Origin of the sequence: Pseudomonas sp. ChxA, assembly GCF_030263855.1 — a bacterium.
GTDB classification, from domain to species: domain Bacteria; phylum Pseudomonadota; class Gammaproteobacteria; order Pseudomonadales; family Pseudomonadaceae; genus Aquipseudomonas; species Aquipseudomonas fluorescens_CB.
This window is the reverse complement of sequence record NZ_JARPMK010000001.1, coordinates 5511980-5530969: the sequence shown is the minus strand read 5'-3', so window position 1 is coordinate 5530969 and position 18990 is coordinate 5511980. Positions and strand designations below refer to the sequence as shown.

Annotated in this window: 20 protein-coding genes; 8 read left to right on the top strand and 12 right to left on the bottom strand. The window is 60.4% G+C overall.

Annotation, left to right across the window (positions count from 1 at the left end; genetic code table 11):
• The first annotated feature begins 170 nt into the window (after positions 1 to 170).
• Positions 171 to 1073 (top strand): LysR family transcriptional regulator, encoded by a 903-nt coding sequence (locus tag P5706_RS24870; RefSeq protein ID WP_200430613.1) that lies wholly within the window; start codon positions 171 to 173, stop codon positions 1071 to 1073.
• Here the strand turns inward: P5706_RS24870 and P5706_RS24865 are convergent.
• The gene (locus P5706_RS24865) at positions 1065 to 1823 is read right to left on the bottom strand and encodes a substrate-binding domain-containing protein (protein WP_285682440.1); all 759 of its coding nucleotides are present in this window, start codon (positions 1821 to 1823) and stop codon (positions 1065 to 1067) included. The genes P5706_RS24870 and P5706_RS24865 overlap by 9 nt on opposite strands.
• Positions 1823 to 3127 (bottom strand): MFS transporter, encoded by a 1305-nt coding sequence (locus tag P5706_RS24860; RefSeq protein WP_285682438.1) that lies wholly within the window; start codon positions 3125 to 3127, stop codon positions 1823 to 1825. Before P5706_RS24860 ends, P5706_RS24865 begins: the two co-directional genes overlap by 1 nt.
• Before the next feature lie 196 nt (positions 3128 to 3323).
• On the opposite strand from P5706_RS24860, the gene P5706_RS24855 reads away from it, so the two are divergent.
• Positions 3324 to 3470, top strand: a complete 147-nt coding sequence (locus P5706_RS24855) for a hypothetical protein (RefSeq protein WP_200430610.1) — start codon at positions 3324 to 3326, stop codon at positions 3468 to 3470.
• An 88-nt stretch (positions 3471 to 3558) separates the two neighbouring features.
• On the opposite strand, the gene P5706_RS24850 is transcribed toward P5706_RS24855, so the two are convergent.
• The 3 genes from P5706_RS24850 to P5706_RS24840 all read right to left on the bottom strand — a co-directional run bounded on the left by P5706_RS24850 (position 3559) and on the right by P5706_RS24840 (position 5758).
• Positions 3559 to 4890: an IS110 family RNA-guided transposase gene (locus tag P5706_RS24850; RefSeq protein WP_285679620.1), complete on the bottom strand. Its 1332-nt coding sequence runs from the start codon at positions 4888 to 4890 to the stop codon at positions 3559 to 3561.
• Between the two features lie 264 nt (positions 4891 to 5154).
• Positions 5155 to 5547, bottom strand: coding sequence for a VOC family protein (locus tag P5706_RS24845; protein WP_285682436.1), 393 nt, complete (start codon positions 5545 to 5547; stop codon positions 5155 to 5157).
• 31 nt (positions 5548 to 5578) lie between these two features.
• The gene (locus tag P5706_RS24840) at positions 5579 to 5758 is read right to left on the bottom strand and encodes a hypothetical protein (RefSeq protein ID WP_200430608.1); all 180 of its coding nucleotides are present in this window, start codon (positions 5756 to 5758) and stop codon (positions 5579 to 5581) included.
• A gap of 129 nt (positions 5759 to 5887) precedes the next feature.
• Here P5706_RS24840 and P5706_RS24835 point away from each other — a divergent pair, with 129 nt between their 5' ends.
• The 3 genes from P5706_RS24835 to P5706_RS24825 all read left to right on the top strand — a co-directional run bounded on the left by P5706_RS24835 (position 5888) and on the right by P5706_RS24825 (position 8467).
• Positions 5888 to 6823 carry a LysR substrate-binding domain-containing protein gene (locus P5706_RS24835; RefSeq protein ID WP_200430607.1) on the top strand — a complete coding sequence of 312 codons (936 nt, stop codon included), beginning with the start codon at positions 5888 to 5890 and terminating at the stop codon, positions 6821 to 6823.
• A 25-nt stretch (positions 6824 to 6848) separates the two neighbouring features.
• The gene (locus P5706_RS24830) at positions 6849 to 8036 is read left to right on the top strand and encodes a low temperature requirement protein A (RefSeq protein WP_285682434.1); all 1188 of its coding nucleotides are present in this window, start codon (positions 6849 to 6851) and stop codon (positions 8034 to 8036) included.
• A 68-nt stretch (positions 8037 to 8104) separates the two neighbouring features.
• Positions 8105 to 8467 (top strand): 5-carboxymethyl-2-hydroxymuconate Delta-isomerase, encoded by a 363-nt coding sequence (locus P5706_RS24825; protein ID WP_200430605.1) that lies wholly within the window; start codon positions 8105 to 8107, stop codon positions 8465 to 8467.
• 3 nt (positions 8468 to 8470) lie between these two features.
• Here the strand turns inward: P5706_RS24825 and P5706_RS24820 are convergent, their stop codons facing one another.
• From P5706_RS24820 to P5706_RS24805, 4 genes are all read right to left on the bottom strand, one after another.
• Entirely contained in the window at positions 8471 to 9406 is a 936-nt protein-coding gene (locus tag P5706_RS24820; protein WP_285682433.1) for a LysR family transcriptional regulator, read from the bottom strand.
• 136 nt (positions 9407 to 9542) lie between these two features.
• Positions 9543 to 10730, bottom strand: a complete 1188-nt coding sequence (locus P5706_RS24815) for a cyanate transporter (protein WP_285682431.1) — start codon at positions 10728 to 10730, stop codon at positions 9543 to 9545.
• A gap of 214 nt (positions 10731 to 10944) precedes the next feature.
• Positions 10945 to 12387 (bottom strand): aldehyde dehydrogenase family protein, encoded by a 1443-nt coding sequence (locus P5706_RS24810; protein ID WP_285682429.1) that lies wholly within the window; start codon positions 12385 to 12387, stop codon positions 10945 to 10947.
• Positions 12384 to 14009: a 5-guanidino-2-oxopentanoate decarboxylase gene (locus P5706_RS24805; RefSeq protein ID WP_285682427.1), complete on the bottom strand. Its 1626-nt coding sequence runs from the start codon at positions 14007 to 14009 to the stop codon at positions 12384 to 12386. The genes P5706_RS24810 and P5706_RS24805 overlap by 4 nt, the downstream gene beginning before the upstream one ends.
• Before the next feature lie 110 nt (positions 14010 to 14119).
• On the opposite strand from P5706_RS24805, the gene P5706_RS24800 reads away from it, so the two are divergent.
• A complete protein-coding gene (locus tag P5706_RS24800) occupies positions 14120 to 14992 on the top strand; it encodes a LysR substrate-binding domain-containing protein (RefSeq protein WP_200430600.1) in 873 nt (290 codons plus the stop codon).
• Between the two features lie 138 nt (positions 14993 to 15130).
• On the opposite strand, the gene P5706_RS24795 is transcribed toward P5706_RS24800, so the two are convergent.
• Both P5706_RS24795 and P5706_RS24790 read right to left on the bottom strand, forming a co-directional pair.
• Positions 15131 to 15745: an NAD(P)-dependent oxidoreductase gene (locus tag P5706_RS24795; RefSeq protein ID WP_285682425.1), complete on the bottom strand. Its 615-nt coding sequence runs from the start codon at positions 15743 to 15745 to the stop codon at positions 15131 to 15133.
• 33 nt (positions 15746 to 15778) lie between these two features.
• The gene (locus P5706_RS24790) at positions 15779 to 16645 is read right to left on the bottom strand and encodes an MBL fold metallo-hydrolase (RefSeq protein WP_285682423.1); all 867 of its coding nucleotides are present in this window, start codon (positions 16643 to 16645) and stop codon (positions 15779 to 15781) included.
• A 104-nt stretch (positions 16646 to 16749) separates the two neighbouring features.
• On the opposite strand from P5706_RS24790, the gene P5706_RS24785 reads away from it, so the two are divergent.
• Together P5706_RS24785 and P5706_RS24780 are read left to right on the top strand one after the other, a co-directional pair.
• Positions 16750 to 17655, top strand: coding sequence for a LysR family transcriptional regulator (locus P5706_RS24785; RefSeq protein ID WP_200430598.1), 906 nt, complete (start codon positions 16750 to 16752; stop codon positions 17653 to 17655).
• A gap of 99 nt (positions 17656 to 17754) precedes the next feature.
• On the top strand, positions 17755 to 17931 hold the full coding sequence (locus P5706_RS24780) for a hypothetical protein (RefSeq protein WP_167353682.1): 177 nt from the start codon (positions 17755 to 17757) through the stop codon (positions 17929 to 17931).
• Positions 17932 to 18016: 85 nt separating this feature from the next.
• Here the strand turns inward: P5706_RS24780 and P5706_RS24775 are convergent, their stop codons facing one another.
• Positions 18017 to 18883: a helix-turn-helix domain-containing protein gene (locus tag P5706_RS24775; RefSeq protein ID WP_285682419.1), complete on the bottom strand. Its 867-nt coding sequence runs from the start codon at positions 18881 to 18883 to the stop codon at positions 18017 to 18019.
• Positions 18884 to 18990: the final 107 nt, after the last annotated feature.

Genomic DNA, 18990 nt, shown 5'->3' with positions numbered 1-18990 from the left:
GTATTGACGCTTTTTAGCGATTGCGTGGCGCCGCTCAGCCAATAACGCACTGATATGTATGACTTCATATTTGTAGCAGGGTTATTAACGCCAACCGCCCCGGCACGCATGGCGCCTTACCACCGGCCATACGATAATGCCCCCCAAATCGACCACACTGGCCCATCCCCGTGATCATCAACTTCGACCTCAACGACCTCCAAGCCTTTCGCGCCGTGGTAGACAAGGGCAGTTTTCGCGGCGCCGCCGAGGCCATCCGCATCTCGCAGCCGGCCCTGAGCCGACGTATCGAAAAGCTCGAATCCGCCCTCGACGTCAAACTGTTCGAGCGCACCACACGGCGGGTCAGCCTGACCATGGTCGGGCGCGCGTTCCTGCCTCAGGTGGAGCGCATCCTCGACGACCTTGATATCGCCTTGATGGGGATCAGTAACGTCGCCTCCACGCGCATGGGCAACGTCACCATCGCCTGTGTGCCGTCCACTGCGTATTACTTCATGCCCCACGTAATCTCCGAGTTCCACAAGCTGTACCCGAAGATTCGCCTGCGCGTGCTGGATGCCAGCGCCGGCGAGGTGTGCAATGCGGTGGAAAGCGGCGAGGCGGATTTCGGCGTGAGTTTCAGCGGCAGCCTGGCCGATGAGGTGGAGTTCGAGTTGTTGTTCCAGGAGCGCTATGTGCTGGCCTGCCGCCGTGACCATCTATTGGCCGAGCGCGACAGCGTGACCTGGGCCGAGGCCTATGAGCACGACTACATCACCGTGGACAAAACCTCGGGCAACCGCTTCCTGCTGGACCAGGCGTTGCGGGGTGTACGGGTGAAAAAACCGAGTATCTGCGAGACCCACCACGTGACCACCATGATCGGGCTGGTGGAGGCCGGGCTGGGCGTGGCGATGGTGCCGTCGATTGCGATGCCGGCGTGCGAACACCCGATTCTGGTGAGTGTGCCGCTGGTCGAGCCGCAGGTGATGCGCCATGTGGGCTTGATAAAACGCCGCGGGCGGACATTGCCGCCAGCGGCGCTGGAGTTGGAGCGGTTGGTGCGCGAAATGCCGTTTCGGTCAGTGTGACACCGAGTCCAGGCCGGTGGATTGCACCACCGGTTGCGCCTCGGGCGAGGCCAGGAATTGCAGCAATGCCTTGGCCTGCGCCGGGTGTTCGGCGTTAACCGGAATGCCCGCCGCAAAGCGCGTCACCGATTGCACGTCTTCCGGGATTTTGCCCACGTACGTTACGCCTGGCACCGGCAACAATTCGGCCACCTGCTGCAGGCCCACCTCGTAGTCACCCTTGGCAACCACAGACGCCACCGGGATGCGTTCGATCATGCTGCCCTTGGCAGGCATGCCGAGCTTCTTGAACAGCTCCTTCTCGACATACACACCGCTGGCGCTGTCCGAATACGCCACGGACTTGGCCTGGCTCAGCACTGCCTTCAGCTCGGCATCGGTGCCGATCGCAGGTTTGGCTGCGCCCGCTTTGACCACCAGGCCGATGCGCGAATCCGCCAGTTCCACACGGGACGCCGGGTCGACCTTGCCTTGTTTGATCAAGTCATCCAAGGCATAGCCGACCATGATCACCACGTCCGCATGTTCGCCACGGGCCAGGCGGTTGGGAATCGCTTCCGGCGCCTTGCCCATCGACGGGCCGAGGATGGTGTCCAGGGTGTCACCGCTGTGCTGGGCATATTGCGGGCCGAGCAGTTTATAGGCGGCGGTGAAACCGCCGGAGGTCATCACTTTGAGCTGTTCGGCCTGGGCCGTCAGTGCCAGGGCGCCGAGGGCCAGGGCCGTCAGGGTTTTCAAGAGCGTCTTCATTACACCGCCCCCTGCATGACCTGGCCACGCGTGTTGGCACGACGGTACAGCGCCAGGGTCGAGCACAGCGCGCACGCCGCGGCAAACATCATCCAATAGGCCGGCGAGGCTTTGTCTTCGGTGATGTGAATGAACCATGTGGAGATCGCCGGTGTGAAGCCACCGAAGATCGCCGTTGCCAGGCTATAGGCCAGGGAGAAGCCCGCCACGCGCACTTCCACCGGCATGATTTCGGTCAGCGCCGGGATCATCGCGCCGTTGTACATGCCGTACAGGAACGAGAACCACAGCAGGGTTTCGAGCATATGCGCAAAGCTCGGCGCGTTGACCACGAACGACAGCGCCGGGTAGGCGGTGATCACGGTCAGGGCAGTCATCACTACCAGTACCGGCTTGCGCCCGAAACGGTCACTCAGGGTGCCGCCGATCGGCAGCCAGACAAAGTTCGACACGGCCACCAGCAAGGTCACCAGCAGGGCGTCCGAGGTGCTCAGGTGCAGCACGGTCTTGCCGAACGTCGGCGCGTACACCGTGATCAGGTAGAACGCGGTGGTGGTCATGGCCACCATCAGCATGCCGCCGATCACCACGCTCCAGTTTTTCACCAGGGTTGCCAGCACTTCACGCATGGTCGGACGATGCTTGCGGTTGGCGAACTCTTCGGTTTCCTGCAAGTTGCGACGCAGCACGAAGATGAACGGGATGATCACGCAGCCGAGGGCGAACGGAATGCGCCAGCCCCAATCGGCAACGACCGACGGTTCCATCCACACATTCAGGCCGTAGCCCAGTGCGGCGGCCACCACGATGGAGATCTGTTGGCTGCCCGACTGCCAGCTGGTGTAGAAGCCTTTACGGCCTGGCGTAGCCATTTCAGACAGGTAAACCGACACACCGCCCAGTTCTGCGCCAGCCGAGAAGCCTTGCAGCAGGCGGCCCAGCAGCACCAACAACGGCGCCCACAGGCCAATGGTCTGATAACCCGGCACCAGCACGATCAGCAGCGTACCGCTGGCCATGATCGACAGGGTCACGATCAAGCCTTTGCGACGGCCGACATCATCGATATAGGCACCCAGGATAATTGCGCCCAGGGGTCGCATCAGGAAGCCTGCACCGAACACGGCGAAGGTCATCATTAATGACGCAAACTCATTAGCGGCGGGGAAGAACGCGGCAGCGATGTAGGTGGCGTAGAAACCGAACAGAAAGAAGTCGAACTGTTCGAGGAAGTTGCCCGAAGTAACGCGGAATACCGCACCAACTTTCGAGCGGGCAGAGTCGGGCCGGGAAGGGCTAGTCATGGTTTTGTGTCTCCAGCGTTCTTTTTAAAGTGCTTGTTTCGCTTAAGACCGCGGATAGTGGCTGACACATTTAGAAATGATAAGTGAGTAATTTGGATAGATTAATGCGTCTTGGCTATCAATCGGCGCATCCGCCAAAATCTCACTGCTGTTCTATGCTTCACAGGTGACCAATTCTTACGGATGGGAGGTGCGTATGGGTAACGAGTACGAACGCCAGGACAAACCGGAGCACGAGCAGCCCCAGCGGCAACGCGAAGAAGAAAAGCCGCAGACCTGGAAGCATCCGGACGACGGCACCGAGCTGTCCGAGCGTGATCAGGAGCGCCCGCTCAAGCCGTGAATTCCCAGGCGATAATGATCAAATTGTGGGAGCTGGCAAGCCAGCTCTTATCAAACAAAAAATAACTCATTGTTTTTGCTCTTAAAAATCAAGCCGCTTTAATCAGCTGCAATCCCAACTTACGTGCCTTGCGTTCCAGGGCGCGCAGTTGTCGGTCTCGGCTACGTTCTTCAAATTCCTCCATTCCCTTCTCAACATAAGGCTGACCTTTGGTCAGCATCGCGTAGATCAGCCGTGCCAGTTGATGAGCTGTCGCCTTGATGGCACAACAGGTGTCCATCCGGGTCAGGCGCGCTCGGTGGCTGGCACCGATAAAACTTTTATCGTTGCGTGCAATAGAGGCAGCTTGCTTCAGCGCTTGCGCAGCTCGATTAATCACTTTCACCGTCTTTCCAGGAAGGGGTTTTCCTCCCGAAATTCTCGTCGGCGGTGCAAGGCCTAGCCACGAACAGAAGTGCTGCGAAGTCGGAAAGCGTGATAAATCCGCCCCCAATTCACTGGCCAAAACCAACGCCGTGTCGATTCCGATGGTTGGGATTGCGGTCAAATCCACGCCCATGACCTTGTTCAGCGCGCGATGCAAAATCAGTTGCTGCTCATTTGAGCGGTGTGGGTTGCGCAGTGTTTTGCTGGGCGGAACAACATCCGCCTGAAGAACGGGTAGTCGCTCCAGTGCCTGCGCAATGGCTTGATCACACTCGCCAATCTGTTTTTCCAGAAAATCATAAGCTGCCAACTCCTGACCCAGAGCATGCAAATGCTCGGCTCGCCAATTACCTCGTAAGCTGCGGGCGACAGTAGCCTGGTCGGCTTTGACGCGCTTGTCTCTGAGCATGGCGAGTACTTCGGGGTCCCGTTCGCCTTTAACGATTGCTCGCAAAATGCTCATGCCCGTCACCCCGGCAATGTTGCTGATGACCTGAGCCAGCTGGATGTTCATTTGGACCAGCGCCTTTTGCATCCGATTAAGCGCTTTGGCTTGGTCACGCACCTTATTGCCACGCTGACGGACCAGTGAGCGCAGTGAGCACACTTCGTCCGAGGGCCGAAAAGCGCCTCTCAACAGGCCGTGCGTCATGAGCTGAAGAATCCACTGGCAATCCAGTACATCGGACTTTCGCCCGGTGATTTGCCGAGTCGCGCGGGAGTTAACGAGATAGACCTCAAAGCCTCGTCTATCCAATATTTCGAAAAGCGGGATCCAATAAACGCCGGTCGCCTCCATCGCCACCATCTTGACGCCCATGGACTCAAACCAATCGGCCATGGCGTGCAAATCGTCGGTGAAGGTTGAAAACCTTTTAACCGGGTCATCGCATTTCGTCGGATCAACGGCAGCCAAATGTTCACCGCCGCCAACATCAACGGCAGCGCAGTCAGGGTGAATAACTTCAAACCGTTTTTGGTTCTTGCGCGTCATGACAATTCCTCGCAGGATTGAATGACGCGGGCGGGGTACACGGTGGCGAGCGGATTCACTCTCTTATACGTGGTCACAGCTAGCTGTGCCGACAATGACTCCACGCCGATACCGTGCAGGCCACTCTCCCACTCGGGTGCTGTCACACCAGTGCTGGTTACGGCCTTTGCCCCGCCCGCGTTCTTCAACCTTACGATGAACCAGTTTGATGCGCGACAGCGCTACATCGAAGAGGTGGCGGGGCCTCCCACAATGTTTCTGTGTTCAGCCCACTATCGGCGTACACAACTCCACCAGCGTGCCATCCGGGCAACGCACATACGACACCACTTGCCCCCAAGGCTTGGTGCTCGGTGGCGACAGCTCCTTCGCGCCGTGCAGCAGCGCCTTGGCATGGGCGACGAATACATCCTCAGTGACAAACCCCACCTCCATCCCCAGCGGCTTTCGGGAGGCGTGCGCCTCGACGTGCCCGCCGTCGAAGTTCAGTTCGCCCAACTCATGCGCGGCGAACGACAGCGTGGTGTCACCCGTTTCCAACTCGCCATAAGTGCCGGATTCATGCAAATAACGGCGACTGAAACCGAAGGCTGTTTCAAAGAATGCCAGCGACGCGGCAACGTCGGGCACATAGATAATGGTGTAGGCGAATTTCAAGATAAGCAGTCCTTGCTGAAAAAGTTACCGTTTATGAAGCCAGCACGGAGATAGGCAAACCCCACGCCAGCACCCAATAAGCGATCGCCGCCGCCAGGCATAAGCCAATAAACACCCGCATCAGCGTCCTGACGGTGGGGTTGGCAATGAACCGGACGACCCAGAGGCAAAGCCCGGCCACGACCATGGCCAAGGCAATAATGACCAGCACGATAGCGATCCTTTGATCTTCAAGCGCTGATTTATAGTCCCAAAGGCGCCGGATGAACAGTGTTCACATAGACGCAGCCCGCCGGGCTTTCTAAACTGCGGCTTGTCTTGGGGAAAGGGGCAGGCGCCGATGAATCGCAATGAATTACGCAAGGCCGACATCAACCTGATGGTGGTCTTCGAAGCACTGATGCTCGAGCGCAATGTGACACGGGTGGCAGAGAAGCTGTTTCTTGGCCAGCCGACCATCAGTTCGGCCCTCAACCGCTTGCGCACGTTGTTCAACGACCCACTGTTTATTCGCGTCGGCCACCGCATGGAGCCGACTGCGCGGGCCGAGGAGATCATCCAGCACCTGTCGCCGGCCCTCGACTCATTGTCGTCAGCCTTGAGCCTGACCCACGATTTCGACCCGACCCAAAGCACCATGACCTTTCGCATCGGCTTGTCCGATGACGTCGAGTTCGGCTTGCTGCCGCCGCTGTTGCGGGCCTTGCGCCAGGAAGCGCCGTTGGTGGTGTTCGTGGTGCAGCACGTCGATTACTGGCGTATCCCCGACCTGCTGGCTTCCGGCGATATCACCGTGGGCATCACCCAGACTCGTGGCCTGCCAGCCAATGCCAAGCGCAAGTTGTTGCGGCATATCCGCCCCTGCCTGTTGCGTGCCGATGCCTCGGCTACACCGCTGACTCTCGACGAATATTGCGCCCGTCCCCATGTGCTGGTGTCTCACACCGCCAACGTGTCCGGGTTTGCCGATGAGTGGCTGGCCGAGATCGGTCGCAAACGGCATGTGGTGCTGTCTGTACCCCAATACAGTGCATTGCCGGCGCTGCTCGCCGGCACCGACATGATCGCCAGCCTGCCGGATTACACCGCCCATGCCATGGCCGCTGGCGGCAACCTGTTCTGTGAGCCGTTCCCGTTCGAAACCCCAACCCTGGACCTGTCCATGGTCTGGCTCAGCCACGTCGACACGGACCCTGCCGAACGCTGGATGCGTTCACGCTTGGAGGCGTTCATGAGTGAACGCGACAGGCTGCCGGTACTCGCAGAAAAATCTTGAGATAAGCCTTCAGGGAGATCCACCGATGACGTTATCCCGTTCTTTGCTGCGTGGGCGCGGCAGTCATGACAGCGGCAAGGTGGGGATGGTCGAGCTGTTTTTCGACCTGGTGTTTGTGTTCGCCGTGACCCAGTTGTCCCACTCGCTGCTGGCCCACCTGACCCTCGGCGGTGCCGTGCAGGTGGCGCTGATGATGGTCGCGGTGTGGTGGGTGTGGATCTTCACCTCATGGATCACCAACTGGCTCGACCCGGAAAAAATCCCCATCCGTATCGGCCTGTTCGGCTTGATGGTGGCCGGCCTGTTGCTGTCCTCATCAATCCCCAAAGCCTTCACCGATCGCGGCCTGTTGTTCGCCGGTGCCTACGTCTTTATGCAGGTGGGTCGCACGCTGTTCGCGTTGTGGGCCGTGCGCGGTGAGTCGCTGAACATGACCCGCAACTTTCAGCGGATCCTCGCGTGGATGCTGTGTTCCGGGGTGTTCTGGATCAGTGGCGCGTTGGTCGAAGGCGAGCAGCGCCTGGCCTTCTGGGCGTTGGCGCTGCTCATAGAACTGATATCGCCGTCGGTGTATTTCTGGGTGCCAGGGCTTGGGCGCTCGACCCTGGCGGACTGGAATGTCGAAGGCAACCACATGGCCGAGCGTTGCGGCCTGTTTGTGATTATCGCCCTCGGTGAATCCTTGCTGGTGACCGGTGCCACGTTCGCCGAGTTGCCCTGGAGCGTCGAAGGCCTGGGGGCTTTCCTGGTGGCCGTGGTGGGCAGCATTGCGCTGTGGTGGATCTATTTCGACAGCGGCGCCGAGCGCGCCCACCACCGGATTGCCAGCTCCGCCGACCCTGGCCGCCAGGCGCGGATCGCCTACACCTACCTGCATGTGCTGATCGTCGCCGGGATCATCGTCAGCGCGGTGGCCGACGAGTTGGTGCTGGTGCATCCGGGGCACGCCAGCCAAGCGGGCATCGTGGCGATGATTGCCGGGCCGTTTTTGTTTTTGCTGGGCAGTGCGATGTTCAAGTGGGTGATGAGTGACCGGCCGCTGCCACCGCTCTCGCATCTTGGCGGGTTGCTGATGTTGCTGGTGCTGTTGCCGCTGGGGTTGCAACAGATGTTTTCGGCGCTGGCGCTAGGGGCGTTGACCACGGCGGTGCTGGTGATCGTGGCCTGCTGGGAAAGTCGTTCGTTGCGAGGGCTGACCGAAGTTTCACATTGAAATCGATCTGACTTCGTTCAACTGCGTGCTATATGTAGGTTTCTTTTCAAGCCCACTCGGAGCTTTTCATGCCGCACCTGCACTTGGAATACACCGCCAACCTGACTGGCCTTGCCGTCGAGAAAACCCTGCTGCGCCTGAACAACGTGCTGATGGCGTCCGGACAGTTCGGTTCCGAGTTCGATATCAAGAGCCGCGCAATCAAGGTCGAGAGTTTCCAGGTGGGCACCTCCCTCAGCCCGCGCGGTTTTATTGCGGTGAAGCTGTCGCTGCTCAGCGGGCGCTCACCCCAGGTCAAGCAGCAGTTGTCGGAAAGCTTGTTGGCGGCCCTGCAGGACGCGGCCGAGTGGCCGACCGATCTGCAGGTTCAGCTCAGTGTCCAGTTGCTGGACATGGATCGTGATTCCTACAGCAAAGTTGCTATTGGCTGAGGGTTACAACAAGCCCTGATCGGCGCACACCTTGACGATCTGCTCCCGAAACCAGGTATTGGCGCTGTCCTGGCCACTGGTTTCATTCCACTGCATGTCCAGCGTAAACCCCGGTAACCCGTTCGGCGCTTCGCAATAGCCGAACACGGTGGCCGGTGCCAGCAGCTTTTGCACACGGCGGGGCAGGGTGACAATACAGTCGGTGCCGCTGATCATTTTCAAGGCGGCGCTGTAGCTGTTGGCACGGGCAATCACCTGGCGCTTATGGGCTTGGCGCGCCAGCCAGCCGTCGATCATGTTGGTGTCGGAGGTCCAGGGCGTGGGGAACACGTGGCGCCGTTCGACAAACGATTGCAAGCTGAAAGCCGGCTCGCGCGGGCTCGAACGTTTATCGAACACACACACCAAATCGTCTTCCAGCAGCATCTGGGTCTTGAAATCTTTGTGGGCACGGTGAAAGTGCGGGCCGAAACAAATCACCAGGTCGAGGCGGCCTTCGCGCAGGTCGTCGGCGGGCAGTTCGGTTTCCAGCTTTCGCACATTGACGATCACCGGCAAGTCGGCCCGGTCGAAGTGCTTCAACAGGCGCGGCAAAATCAGTTGTTCGAAGTATTCCGGGGCACAGACGTTGAAGGTCACCGCCTTCTGCGTCGGGTCGAAGGCCTGGCTGCCGGCATGGCACAGGTTGATGCTTTCAAGGATCTTGCGCACGTGTTCGTACATGGTGGTGGCCTTGTACGTCGGGCGCATGCCGGCCCGCGTATTGATAAACAGCTCATCCTCAAAACTGGTGCGCAGCTTCTTCAGGCTGTAGCTCACGGTTGACTGACTGACGAACAGCGTCTCGGACACCTCGGTAACGCTGCTCTGGTCATAGACGGCAATAAACACCATCAAGTCCTGCATATCGAGCTTTCTGAGCAAGTTACTGTTTAGCATCGGTTTCGTCCGTAAACCCTTTGTACCGAACTCAGTACAAGACTGGCAAAAGCTTAACGGAACGGTCGTGCCAATAGAAAGCGCCGTAGGGCGTTTCTATGTTTGGTGTGGGACATAAAATGTTGGCAACACGACGTTACTGAATATGTCGGCTGTAATGCTTTGGATTGAAGCGTGTAACGATCAGCAGCATCAGCACAATCACACCGGTGAGTGACCACCAGGCCCATTCGAAGCTGCCGAGTTGATCGCGGATCATGCCGGCAATTAGTGGCGACGGGCCAGCAATCAGGTAGCCGATGCCTTGCACAAAGGCAGTCAGGCCGCCGGCGCGGCGCGGGTTGTCCAGGTGGTCAAGGGACAGGATCAGGCTCATCGGGAACAGGCCGCCGATGCCCAGGCCGAGCAGGCACGGCCACAGCAGGCTGAGGTGTTGCGGGCTGAGAATGAGGCCGCAGAAGCCGAAGATGATCAACACCAGCAACACGGCGACCACCCCACGTTTATCCTGGCGGCGGTTAGCGATGGCCGGGGTAATCAGGCCGGAGACCACTTCCATTGCGGTCAGAAAACCGAGCAGTAAACCGGCGTTCTGTTCGCTCCAGCCTTGCTCCACGTAGTACGGCGCCAGCCACGCCAACACACAGGTGTAGGACGCCGTACCCAGGCCAAAAAAGACCGCCAGCAACCAGGCGCGGCGGTTGCCGAAAAACGACGCCTGTTTGCCGGGCCCGGCTTGGGGCAATGGCGGCAGCGCCGCGCGCTGGGCGTACCAGAACACCAGGGCAAGCAATGCCAGTACTGCCCAGATCGCCAGCCCGATGCGCCAGCTGCCGGTCTGCACTTGCACGAATGGTGCGAACGACGCCGCCAGCGCTGCGCCGCCCATGATTGCGGTGACGTACAGGCCCATGAACAGCGAAACATTGTCACTGAAGCGCGACTTGATCAGCGCCGGCATCAACGCCTGGATCAGCGCGATACCCACACCGGCCGCCATTGCGCTGACGATCAGCTCCAGCGCCGAATCCACAAACAACCGCGATAGAGTGGCCAGGCCGATCACCACCAGCGACACCACAATGCTGCGGTGCTCGCCAAACCGCTTGGCCAGGGCCATGCCAAAAAACATCGCCAGGCCCATGGCCATGACCGGCAGCATGGTCAGCAAGGCCGCGCTGCTGAAACTCAACGGCACATCACCGCGAATCGACGACAACAGCGGGCCGACGGCGGCCATTGACGGGCGCAGGTTAAGCGCGACCAGCACCACGCTGATCATCAGCCACACGGCGGTGGTGGGTTTTGCCTGAACGTTTTCCATGGGTGGGCCTTGAGTGAACAAGGGCGAATCAGGCCATGGGCGGGGTAGCGGGGCAAATCAGAAAGTCGCTGGGGCTATCTAAAAATTGCGCATGACTGATCGTTCCCACGCTCCGCGTGGGAACGCAGCCCAGGACGCTCCGCGTCCCAAGAGTGGACGCGGAGCGTCCATTGAGGCATTCCCACGCGGAGCGTGGGAACGATCATTACGATCGTTAAACGGCGCGAATCACATGCTTGATCTCCTGAAACGCCGCCAACCCCCACGGCCCCAGCTCGCGGCCGATGCTGCTTTGCTTGTAACCGCCCCACGCCGTCTGCGGGAAGATCACCTGCGGTGCGTTGATCCACACCAGGCCTGCCTGCAAGGCATTCGCCACGCGCTCGGCGGCTTCGGCGTTGGCGCTCACCACACTGGCGACCAGGCCGAAATCGCTGTCGTTGGCCAACGCGATGGCCTCGGCTTCAGTGGCAAAACGTCGTACACACAGCACCGGGCCAAAGATCTCTTCATTCCATAAGGCGCTGCCCAATGGCACGTCGGTAAACACCGTTGGGCGAATGAAAAAGCCTTTTTCCAGGTTCGCCGGGCGGGCGCCGCCACACAACAGCCGCGCGCCCTCATCGATGCCGCGCTGAATATGCCCCAGCACCCGCTGGTACTGCGCATGGTTGATCAGCGCGCCCATCTCCACATCTTCGGCAAACGGGTCCGCCACGCGAATCCCTTCAGCCCGCACCTGCAAACGCCGCAGGAATTCATCCGCGAGGTTGTCGGCCACCAACACGCGACTGGTGGCCGAACAGATCTGCCCCGCGTTGAAAAAACCACCGCCACAGGCCAGCTCCACCGCCAGGTCAAGGTCGGCATCGGCCAGCACCAGCAACGAGGATTTGCCGCCCAGTTCCAGGCTTACACCCTTGATGGTTTCGGCGGCGCGCTGCATCACCTGCACGCCCACCGCATTGCTGCCGGTGAAGGAAATTTTCGCCACACGGCGGTCCGCCGCCAGCGGTGCACCGACCGCAAGGCCGGTGCCACATACCAGGTTAAACACCCCTGCCGGGAAGCCGGCCTCGGCAATAATCCGCGCCAACTGCAGCTCCGCCAGGGGCGTGATTTCCGACGGTTTAAGCACCACGCAGCAACCGGCCGCCAACGCGGGAGCAAGCTTCCAGGCGGTGGTCACCATCGGGAAGTTCCACGGCACAATCAGGCCCACCACGCCGCACGGTTCACGGCGCAGGCGTGCGCTGAAATCGTCGCTGGGCAATGTCACCTTGCAGTCTTGTCCTGCGTCCATCGCGTCGCAAAGGCCAGCGTAGTATTCGAAGGTGGCGATCACGTCATCCACATCAATACCCGCTTCAAACAGTGGCTTGCCGTTGTTGCTCGACTGCAATTGCATCAGCTGTTCACGCTGCTCGCTCACACCTTGGGCGACCTTGCGCAACAGGGCGCCGCGATCACGGCCGCTGCTTTTCGACCAATCGATAAAGGCCACGCTGGCCGCGTCGACCGCCAGCTGCACTGCCGAGGCATCGCCCACGCTGACGTGGGCCAAGGTCGCTTCGGTGGCCGGGTTGATCACCTCCAGCACCGCATGGCCCGCCTGCCATTGGCCATTGATAAACACACCGTTCAAGACTGCGTTCATACGGCTACCTCCCGCATCCACAGCCCTTGGTCGATTTCAATCAGTGTCGGCCCTTGGCGATCCGCGGCGGCGCGCAACGCGCTGCGCAAAGGCTCGATGCCCTGGATACGTTCTGCGGCGCAACCCAAGGCCTTGGCTACGCCGATAAAGTCCGGGGTGTAGATGTCCACACCGACCGGTTCGATGGCGCGGTTGAGCATGTATTTCTTGATCTCTTCATAGCCCTGGTTATTCCACAGCAGCACAATCACTGGCACCTGCGCCTCTACCGCGCTGGCCAGTTCCGGCAAGGAAAATTGCAGGCCGCCGTCGCCGATCAGGCACACCACCGGCTGGCCGTCACCTCGGCCCAGCCAGGCACCGATCGCAGCGGGCAGGGCGTAGCCCAAGGTGCCGTAGCCGGTGGACGAGTTGAACCAGCGGCGTGGGTGGTCAAGGTTCAGGGTCAGGTTGCCGCTGTACACCGGCTGGGTGGAGTCACCCACCAGCACAGCGTTGGGCAGCGCTTGCAGCACGGTGTTGAGGAACAGGGTTTGCGCGCGCGTGGCCGCGTCCCAGTTGGGCGCCAGTTCGGCCCACAAACGTGCGACTCGTTCAGCACCCCAATCGCCGTTGCGGGCAGGCAATGGGGTTTTGTCCAATTCGGCCAGCAAGGCTTCGGCGGCTATTTGCGCATCCGCCACCAATGCCACGTGCGGCGGGTAGTTGCGCACAGTCTGGTCGGGGTCGATGTCGATGCGCAGCAGTGCGCCGGGGATCTCGAAGCCGCCGGCGAAGGTCACGTCGTAGTCGGTTTCCGCAAGCTCGGTGCCAATGGCCAGCACTACGTCGGCTTCAGCAACCAGCGCACGCGTGGCGAGCAGGGTTTGCGTCGAGCCGATCAGCAGCGGGTGGGTCGATGCCAGCATGCCTTTGGCATTGATGGTCAGCGCCACCGGTGCGCCGAGGGTGTCGGCCAGGCGCGTCAGCTGCGGCGCGGCGTCGATGGCACCGCCACCGGCCAGGATCAGCGGGCGTTTGGCCGCTGCGAGCAACTGGCTCATCTGCTTGACCGCCGACGGCGCCGCGCCTGCGCGGGCGACGCTGACCGGTTCGCTGCCCAGCAATGCATCGGCATTCTCCACCAGCACATCCAGCGGGATTTCGATATGCACCGGGCGCGGTCGCCCGGCCTGGAACAACGCAAACGCCCGCGCCAACACGCCAGGCAACTCTGCCGCCGACATCAAGGTGTGGGAGAACGCCGCCACACCGGCGATCATCGCGCTCTGGTTCGGAAGCTCATGCAATTTACCGCGCCCGCCGCCCAATTGGCTGCGCGACTGCACGCTGGAAATCACCAGCATCGGAATCGAGTCGGCGTAGGCCTGGCCCATGGCGGTGGTGATATTGGTCATGCCCGGGCCGGTGATGATGAAGCACACGCCGGGTTTGCCGCTGGTGCGCGCATACCCGTCGGCCATGAAACCGGCGCCCTGTTCGTGGCGCGGGGTGACATGGCGAATGCTGGAACGCGCCAGGCCGCGATACAGTTCAACGGTGTGTACGCCGGGAATGCCGAACACCTGGTCCACGCCGTAGCTTTCCAGGAGGTTGACCAATACTTCGCCGCAGGTCGCCATACATGTCGCTCTTGTTATGGATTCGAGGCGCTATTGGAGCGGCTGGCCCGTAGCGGCAACAATCGATAAAAAGTCATACTAGCCATGTTCCCACGTCATGGCTTACCCCGATGAAACGCCTTCCACCACTGCCCGCGCTGCACACGTTTTGGGTCACCGCCCAGTGCTGCAACTTCACCCGCGCCGCCGAGCAACTGCACATCACCCAAGGCGCAGTGAGCCGTCAAATTGCGGGGCTGGAAAGCCATCTGGGTTATGCCCTGTTTCAACGCCAGGCACGGGGCTTGAGCCTGACCGAAGAAGGCCGTGAATGGTCGTTGCGTGCGCAGCAAGTATTCGGCCTGATCGGTGACGCGGTGGAGCAGATCGGCAGCCGCCGCGCGACCCTGCAACTCAAGGCCTCCACCTGTGTGATGCGCTGGCTGCTGCCGCGCCTGATGCAATGGCAAAAGGAACGCCCGGAGGTGCCGGTGGAACTCACCACCACGGTGGCCTATACCGTGGACTTTCGCCGAGAGCAATTTGACGCGGCGGTGATCTATGCGCCCATCGCCGAGCAGTCGGCCGAGGCACGGCACCTGTTTGATGAGCAACTCACGCCGGTCTGCGCACCGGCGTTACTCGGCGGTTTGCACACGCCGGCAGACTTGCAGCAACAGGTGCTGCTGCACCCCACGCGGGACGAGCGGGATTGGGCGTTGTGGTTAAAAGCGGCGAATACGCGGTTGAGCAACTTGGCCCAGGGGCATCATTTCGAAACGCTCGACTTAGCCATGACGGTGGCGTCCCAAGGCTCGGGCGTGGCGATTGGCGACAGTGCGCTGATTGGCGAGGATGTGAAAGCCGGGCGGCTGGCGACGCCGTTTGAACTGCGGGTGCCGACGGGGATGGGCTATTACCTGGTGTACCCGCCGGGGACAGAGCCTTCGGCTGGGTTGCAAGCGTTGATGGCGTGGCTGGTGAGCGAGGCACACCAGTCTTAACACTGAGTATCCAACTGTGGGAACCGGGCTTGTGTGGGAGCTGGCTTGCCTGCGATGCGGGCAACTCGGTCTATCGGTTAAACCGAGTTGATGCCATCGCAGGCAAGCCAGCTCCCACACAAGCCAGTTCCCTCAGAGTCAGTAACCGACGGTGAAGCGTTGGCGCGAGTGCTTCGGCGATTCCACTTCGTCGATCAGGGCGATGGCAAAGTCAGCAAAACTGATCCAGCTACGGCCTTCGGCGCTCACCAGCAGATCGTCCTGGCCCAGACGGAATTTGCCGGTGCGCTCGGTTTCAACAAACTCCGCCGACGGCGATAGAAAGGTCCAATCCAGTTCTTTTTCCTGACGCAGCACGTCGAGAAACTCAGCACCGGCGCTGGCTTCGGCTTTGTATTCAGCCGGGAAACCCTCGCTGTCGATCACTCGACCGCCACCTGGCAACAACAACGAACCCGCACCGCCTACCACCAGCAGGCGTTTTACGCCGGCTTTTTTCACCGGGCCGATCACGGCGCTGGCGGGCAGGGTGGCGAAGTGCGCCGCGCTGATCACCACGTCGTTGCCGCTCACCGCTTGCTGCAAGGCAGCCGCATCAAGGGCGTCGACCTTTTTAACGGTAAGGCCTGGGCGTGCAGCCAGCTTGTCGGTATTACGCGCAATGGCAGTAACGGTATGCCCACGACGCAGCGCTTCTTCCAGCAGTTGGCTGCCGGCACGGCCGGTGGCACCAATGATTGCAATCTTGCTCATGACGTTCTCCAGTACGTTAGGGTTTAAAACCAATCACCACTTCATTTCGCCCTTGGCGACTTTGGCACCCAGTTCCAGGCTGCTTTCGTCTTCAAGGTTCGGGTAACGCTTTTTCATTGCCGCGATCATCGCAGCCGAGTCCTTGGCCTTGGCGGTCTCGATATCGAAGGCCTTGATGTAGTCGGCGGTAAAGGCCACGGACTGCACGGTCGGTGTGCCCAGGTAGTGGCCAGGGATCACAGTGGCCGGTTTCAGGTCCTGGATACGTTGCAAGGTGGCCAGCCAATCGGTGTGGGATTTGGCGGTTTGCGTATCGGCCATCCACACGTGGGTGTTTTCAAACACCACGACGCCACCGACGACCGCCTTGATCGACGGGATCCACACAAAGGTGCGCTCCGGCTGCGGACCGTCCAGGCCGATCACTTCCAGGCTTTTGCCTTCCAGTGTCAGGGTATGGCCCTGCAACACCTGCGGGATCACGGCTTTGCTTGGCTTGTCGGCGCCGAGTTTCGGGCTCCAGAACGCGATTTTTTGCTCGACGGTGGCCTTGATATGGTCCACCACAGGCTGGGTCGCCAGCACTTTGGCGTCGGGGAACGCGGCGGTCAGGGTGTCGAGGCCGAAGTAGAAGTCCGGGTCGCCGTCGCTGACGTAGATGGTGGTGAGGTGTTTGCCGCTGCTGCGGATTTTCTGCACCAGTTGCTCGGCTTGGGTCTTGCCGAACTGGGCGTTGACCAGGATGAGGTCTTTTTCACCGCTGACCAGCACCGAGCTGACCGGCATCATGGCCGAGTTGCCAGGGTTGTAGGCATCCAGCTTCAGGTCGGCAGCCGCAGCATGGGCGGCGAACGCCAGAGCGGCCGAAGCCAGGGCAAATCGTTTAAGTACCGAGATCATGTGCAGCTCCAGCAGCAGGTAAGTGATGCACAGAGCTTAGTTGCACCAAACACAACAAAAAATGCGATGCTTGGACATAGTTTGTTTCTAAAAGCGTGCAAATCATGGATCGTCTTCAAGCAATGCGGGTGTTTGTCACGGTAGTTGACCTGGGCAGCCAGTCCGCCGCCGCTGATCAGTTGGACCTGTCGCGGCCGGTGGTCTCGCGCTACCTGGCTGAACTTGAGGATTGGGTCGGTGCGCGCTTGATGCATCGCACCACGCGCAAGCTCAGCCTCACAGCCGCCGGCAGTGAAACGCTGCCGCGCTGCCGGCAAATGCTCGAACTGTGCAGTGACATGCAGGCGGCCGTCAGTGAGCCGGATGAAGCCCCACGCGGGCAGTTGCGCCTGAGTGTCAGCAGCTCTTTCGGCCAGGCGCAACTGGCGGACGCCGTGGCCGAATACGTCAAGCGCTTCCCGTTGGTCAGCATCGACCTGCAGATGCTGGACCGCACGGTGAACCTGGTGGATGAGCGTATCGACCTGGCCATCCGCACCAGCTTTGAGCTGGACCCCAACCTGATCGCGCGCAAGCTCACGCTGTGTCGTTCGGTGATCTGCGCGTCACCGGCGTACCTGCTGGAGCATCCGCAGCCCCGGCAAGTCCACGACCTGGTAGAGCACAACTGCCTGACGCATTCTTACTTCGGCAAAAGCCTGTGGCACTTCACCGAGAACGGCGAGCCAGTGTCGGTGGCGGTGCAGGGCAATATCACCGCCAACGAGGCCACCACGCTGTTGCGGGTAACGCTGGCGGGCGCCGGAGTGGCGCGCTTGCCCAGTTATCAGGCGGGGGATTACATCCGCAGTGGCGAATTGATCCGGCTGCTGCCTGAAGCCGAGCCGCAGCAAATGAATGTCTACGCCGTGTATGCCTCGCGCAAACACATGCCGTTGGCGCTGCGCAGCCTGCTGGATTTTCTGGTGCTGCGGTTCCCGGAAGAACCGGTGTGGGATATCGGTCTGTAAAGCCGACATAAAGATGTTGAATGACGCCCAATAATGGCAACTCGCCCTGACTGACCTATGCTTTAAACAGCACCGAGTCGATCTATTCAGAGGTGTGCCATGACCCTAAAAATTAGAAAGTACCTGATGATTTTCATCCTGTCCGCGTTGGCCACCGCGCTGTACGGCACGGCCGCCTACCGGGTCGAACAGACCCGTATGCAACCGACCTTTGCGATCAGTTGCCATCAGGATCTGTGTGTGCCGCGTACCGGCAGCTTCAGCGCGCTCAGATGATCGTTCCCATGCTCCGCGTGGGATGATCGTTCCCACGCTCTGCGTGGGAATGCAGCCCGGGACGCTCCGCGTCCTGCGTCCTGCGTCAATCGGCCTTCAGTTGCTCGCGAAACGCCTTGGGCGAAAACCCCACCCGGCGACGGAACAGCCGGGAGAAGTTGGTCGGGTCGGAAAACCCTAACACCTCCGACATCTCATTGATGGTCATGCTGGTATAGGTCAGCAAGCGCTTGGCTTCCAGCAACTGGCGGTCATGCATGATCTGCAAGGCAGGCTGCCCACCCAATTCCCGACACGTACCGTTCAGGTGTGAGACCGAGATACCCAGCTTGTGGGCCAGGTCTTCAATCTTCGGGTGTTCGCGGTAATGCTGCTCGACCAACTGCGTAAAGCGCCGAAAATATTCACGCCCACGCGGCGCGCGCGGATGGCGGCGCTGGATCGCCTGGCGGCTGATCCACACCAGCAGCACGCTGACCAAGGCGTGCATCATCATGTCGCGGGCCGGTTGTTCATCGGCGTACTCATCCTGCAGGCGGGCGAACAGGCTGTTGAGGTAGTCGCTGTCCTTGCCGGCCGGGTAATTGCCCAAACCGTCCACCGTCGCGCCCAGCTGTGTCTGCAAATGGCTGACCAGCGGCGCGGCCAGCGTCACGATAAAACCTTCCACATCTTCAGAAAACCGAAACCCGTGCACACACAAAGGCGGCAGCACCTGCAAGGTGGCTTCGCTGAGCGTGGTGCGCTGGCCTTCGATTTCCAGCTGCGCCTGGCCTCTGTGTACGTACAGCAATTGGCACAGATCCGCGTGCCGGTGGGGTTGGATTTCCCACTGGTATTCCCGGCTCCGTCGGGAAATGGTTTCACAGTGCAACAAATCCGGGGTCGGCCATTGCTGGCTTTCTCCGTAAAGCTTGAAGACCGGAATCGCGGTACTGGCAGTTTTGGTCATGGTTTCAATCCGATACTCAGGATAGTGGTGCGGTAATCGCCCCAATTGGCAAAAAGCGCAGGCTTTGTCTCAGTTTTCACCTTCTTATGGCGGCCACTCAAGTGAAA

What these genes read in the sequence shown, in the direction of transcription:
- P5706_RS24785 (WP_200430598.1), top strand. Translation starts at nt 16,750, where the DNA reads ATGGATCGTCTTCAAGCAATGCGGGTGTTTGTCACGGTAGTTGACCTG.
- P5706_RS24830 (WP_285682434.1), top strand. Translation starts at nt 6,849, where the DNA reads ATGACGTTATCCCGTTCTTTGCTGCGTGGGCGCGGCAGTCATGACAGC.
- P5706_RS24850 (WP_285679620.1), bottom strand. Translation starts at nt 4,890, where the DNA reads ATGACGCGCAAGAACCAAAAACGGTTTGAAGTTATTCACCCTGACTGC.
- P5706_RS24810 (WP_285682429.1), bottom strand. Translation starts at nt 12,387, where the DNA reads ATGAACGCAGTCTTGAACGGTGTGTTTATCAATGGCCAATGGCAGGCG.
- P5706_RS24855 (WP_200430610.1), top strand. Translation starts at nt 3,324, where the DNA reads ATGGGTAACGAGTACGAACGCCAGGACAAACCGGAGCACGAGCAGCCC.
- P5706_RS24815 (WP_285682431.1), bottom strand. Translation starts at nt 10,730, where the DNA reads ATGGAAAACGTTCAGGCAAAACCCACCACCGCCGTGTGGCTGATGATC.
- P5706_RS24790 (WP_285682423.1), bottom strand. Translation starts at nt 16,645, where the DNA reads ATGATCTCGGTACTTAAACGATTTGCCCTGGCTTCGGCCGCTCTGGCG.
- P5706_RS24820 (WP_285682433.1), bottom strand. Translation starts at nt 9,406, where the DNA reads ATGCTAAACAGTAACTTGCTCAGAAAGCTCGATATGCAGGACTTGATG.
- P5706_RS24800 (WP_200430600.1), top strand. Translation starts at nt 14,120, where the DNA reads ATGAAACGCCTTCCACCACTGCCCGCGCTGCACACGTTTTGGGTCACC.
- P5706_RS24860 (WP_285682438.1), bottom strand. Translation starts at nt 3,127, where the DNA reads ATGACTAGCCCTTCCCGGCCCGACTCTGCCCGCTCGAAAGTTGGTGCG.
- P5706_RS24805 (WP_285682427.1), bottom strand. Translation starts at nt 14,009, where the DNA reads ATGGCGACCTGCGGCGAAGTATTGGTCAACCTCCTGGAAAGCTACGGC.
- P5706_RS24775 (WP_285682419.1), bottom strand. Translation starts at nt 18,883, where the DNA reads ATGACCAAAACTGCCAGTACCGCGATTCCGGTCTTCAAGCTTTACGGA.
- P5706_RS24835 (WP_200430607.1), top strand. Translation starts at nt 5,888, where the DNA reads ATGAATCGCAATGAATTACGCAAGGCCGACATCAACCTGATGGTGGTC.
- P5706_RS24865 (WP_285682440.1), bottom strand. Translation starts at nt 1,823, where the DNA reads ATGAAGACGCTCTTGAAAACCCTGACGGCCCTGGCCCTCGGCGCCCTG.
- P5706_RS24780 (WP_167353682.1), top strand. Translation starts at nt 17,755, where the DNA reads ATGACCCTAAAAATTAGAAAGTACCTGATGATTTTCATCCTGTCCGCG.
- P5706_RS24795 (WP_285682425.1), bottom strand. Translation starts at nt 15,745, where the DNA reads ATGAGCAAGATTGCAATCATTGGTGCCACCGGCCGTGCCGGCAGCCAA.
- P5706_RS24825 (WP_200430605.1), top strand. Translation starts at nt 8,105, where the DNA reads ATGCCGCACCTGCACTTGGAATACACCGCCAACCTGACTGGCCTTGCC.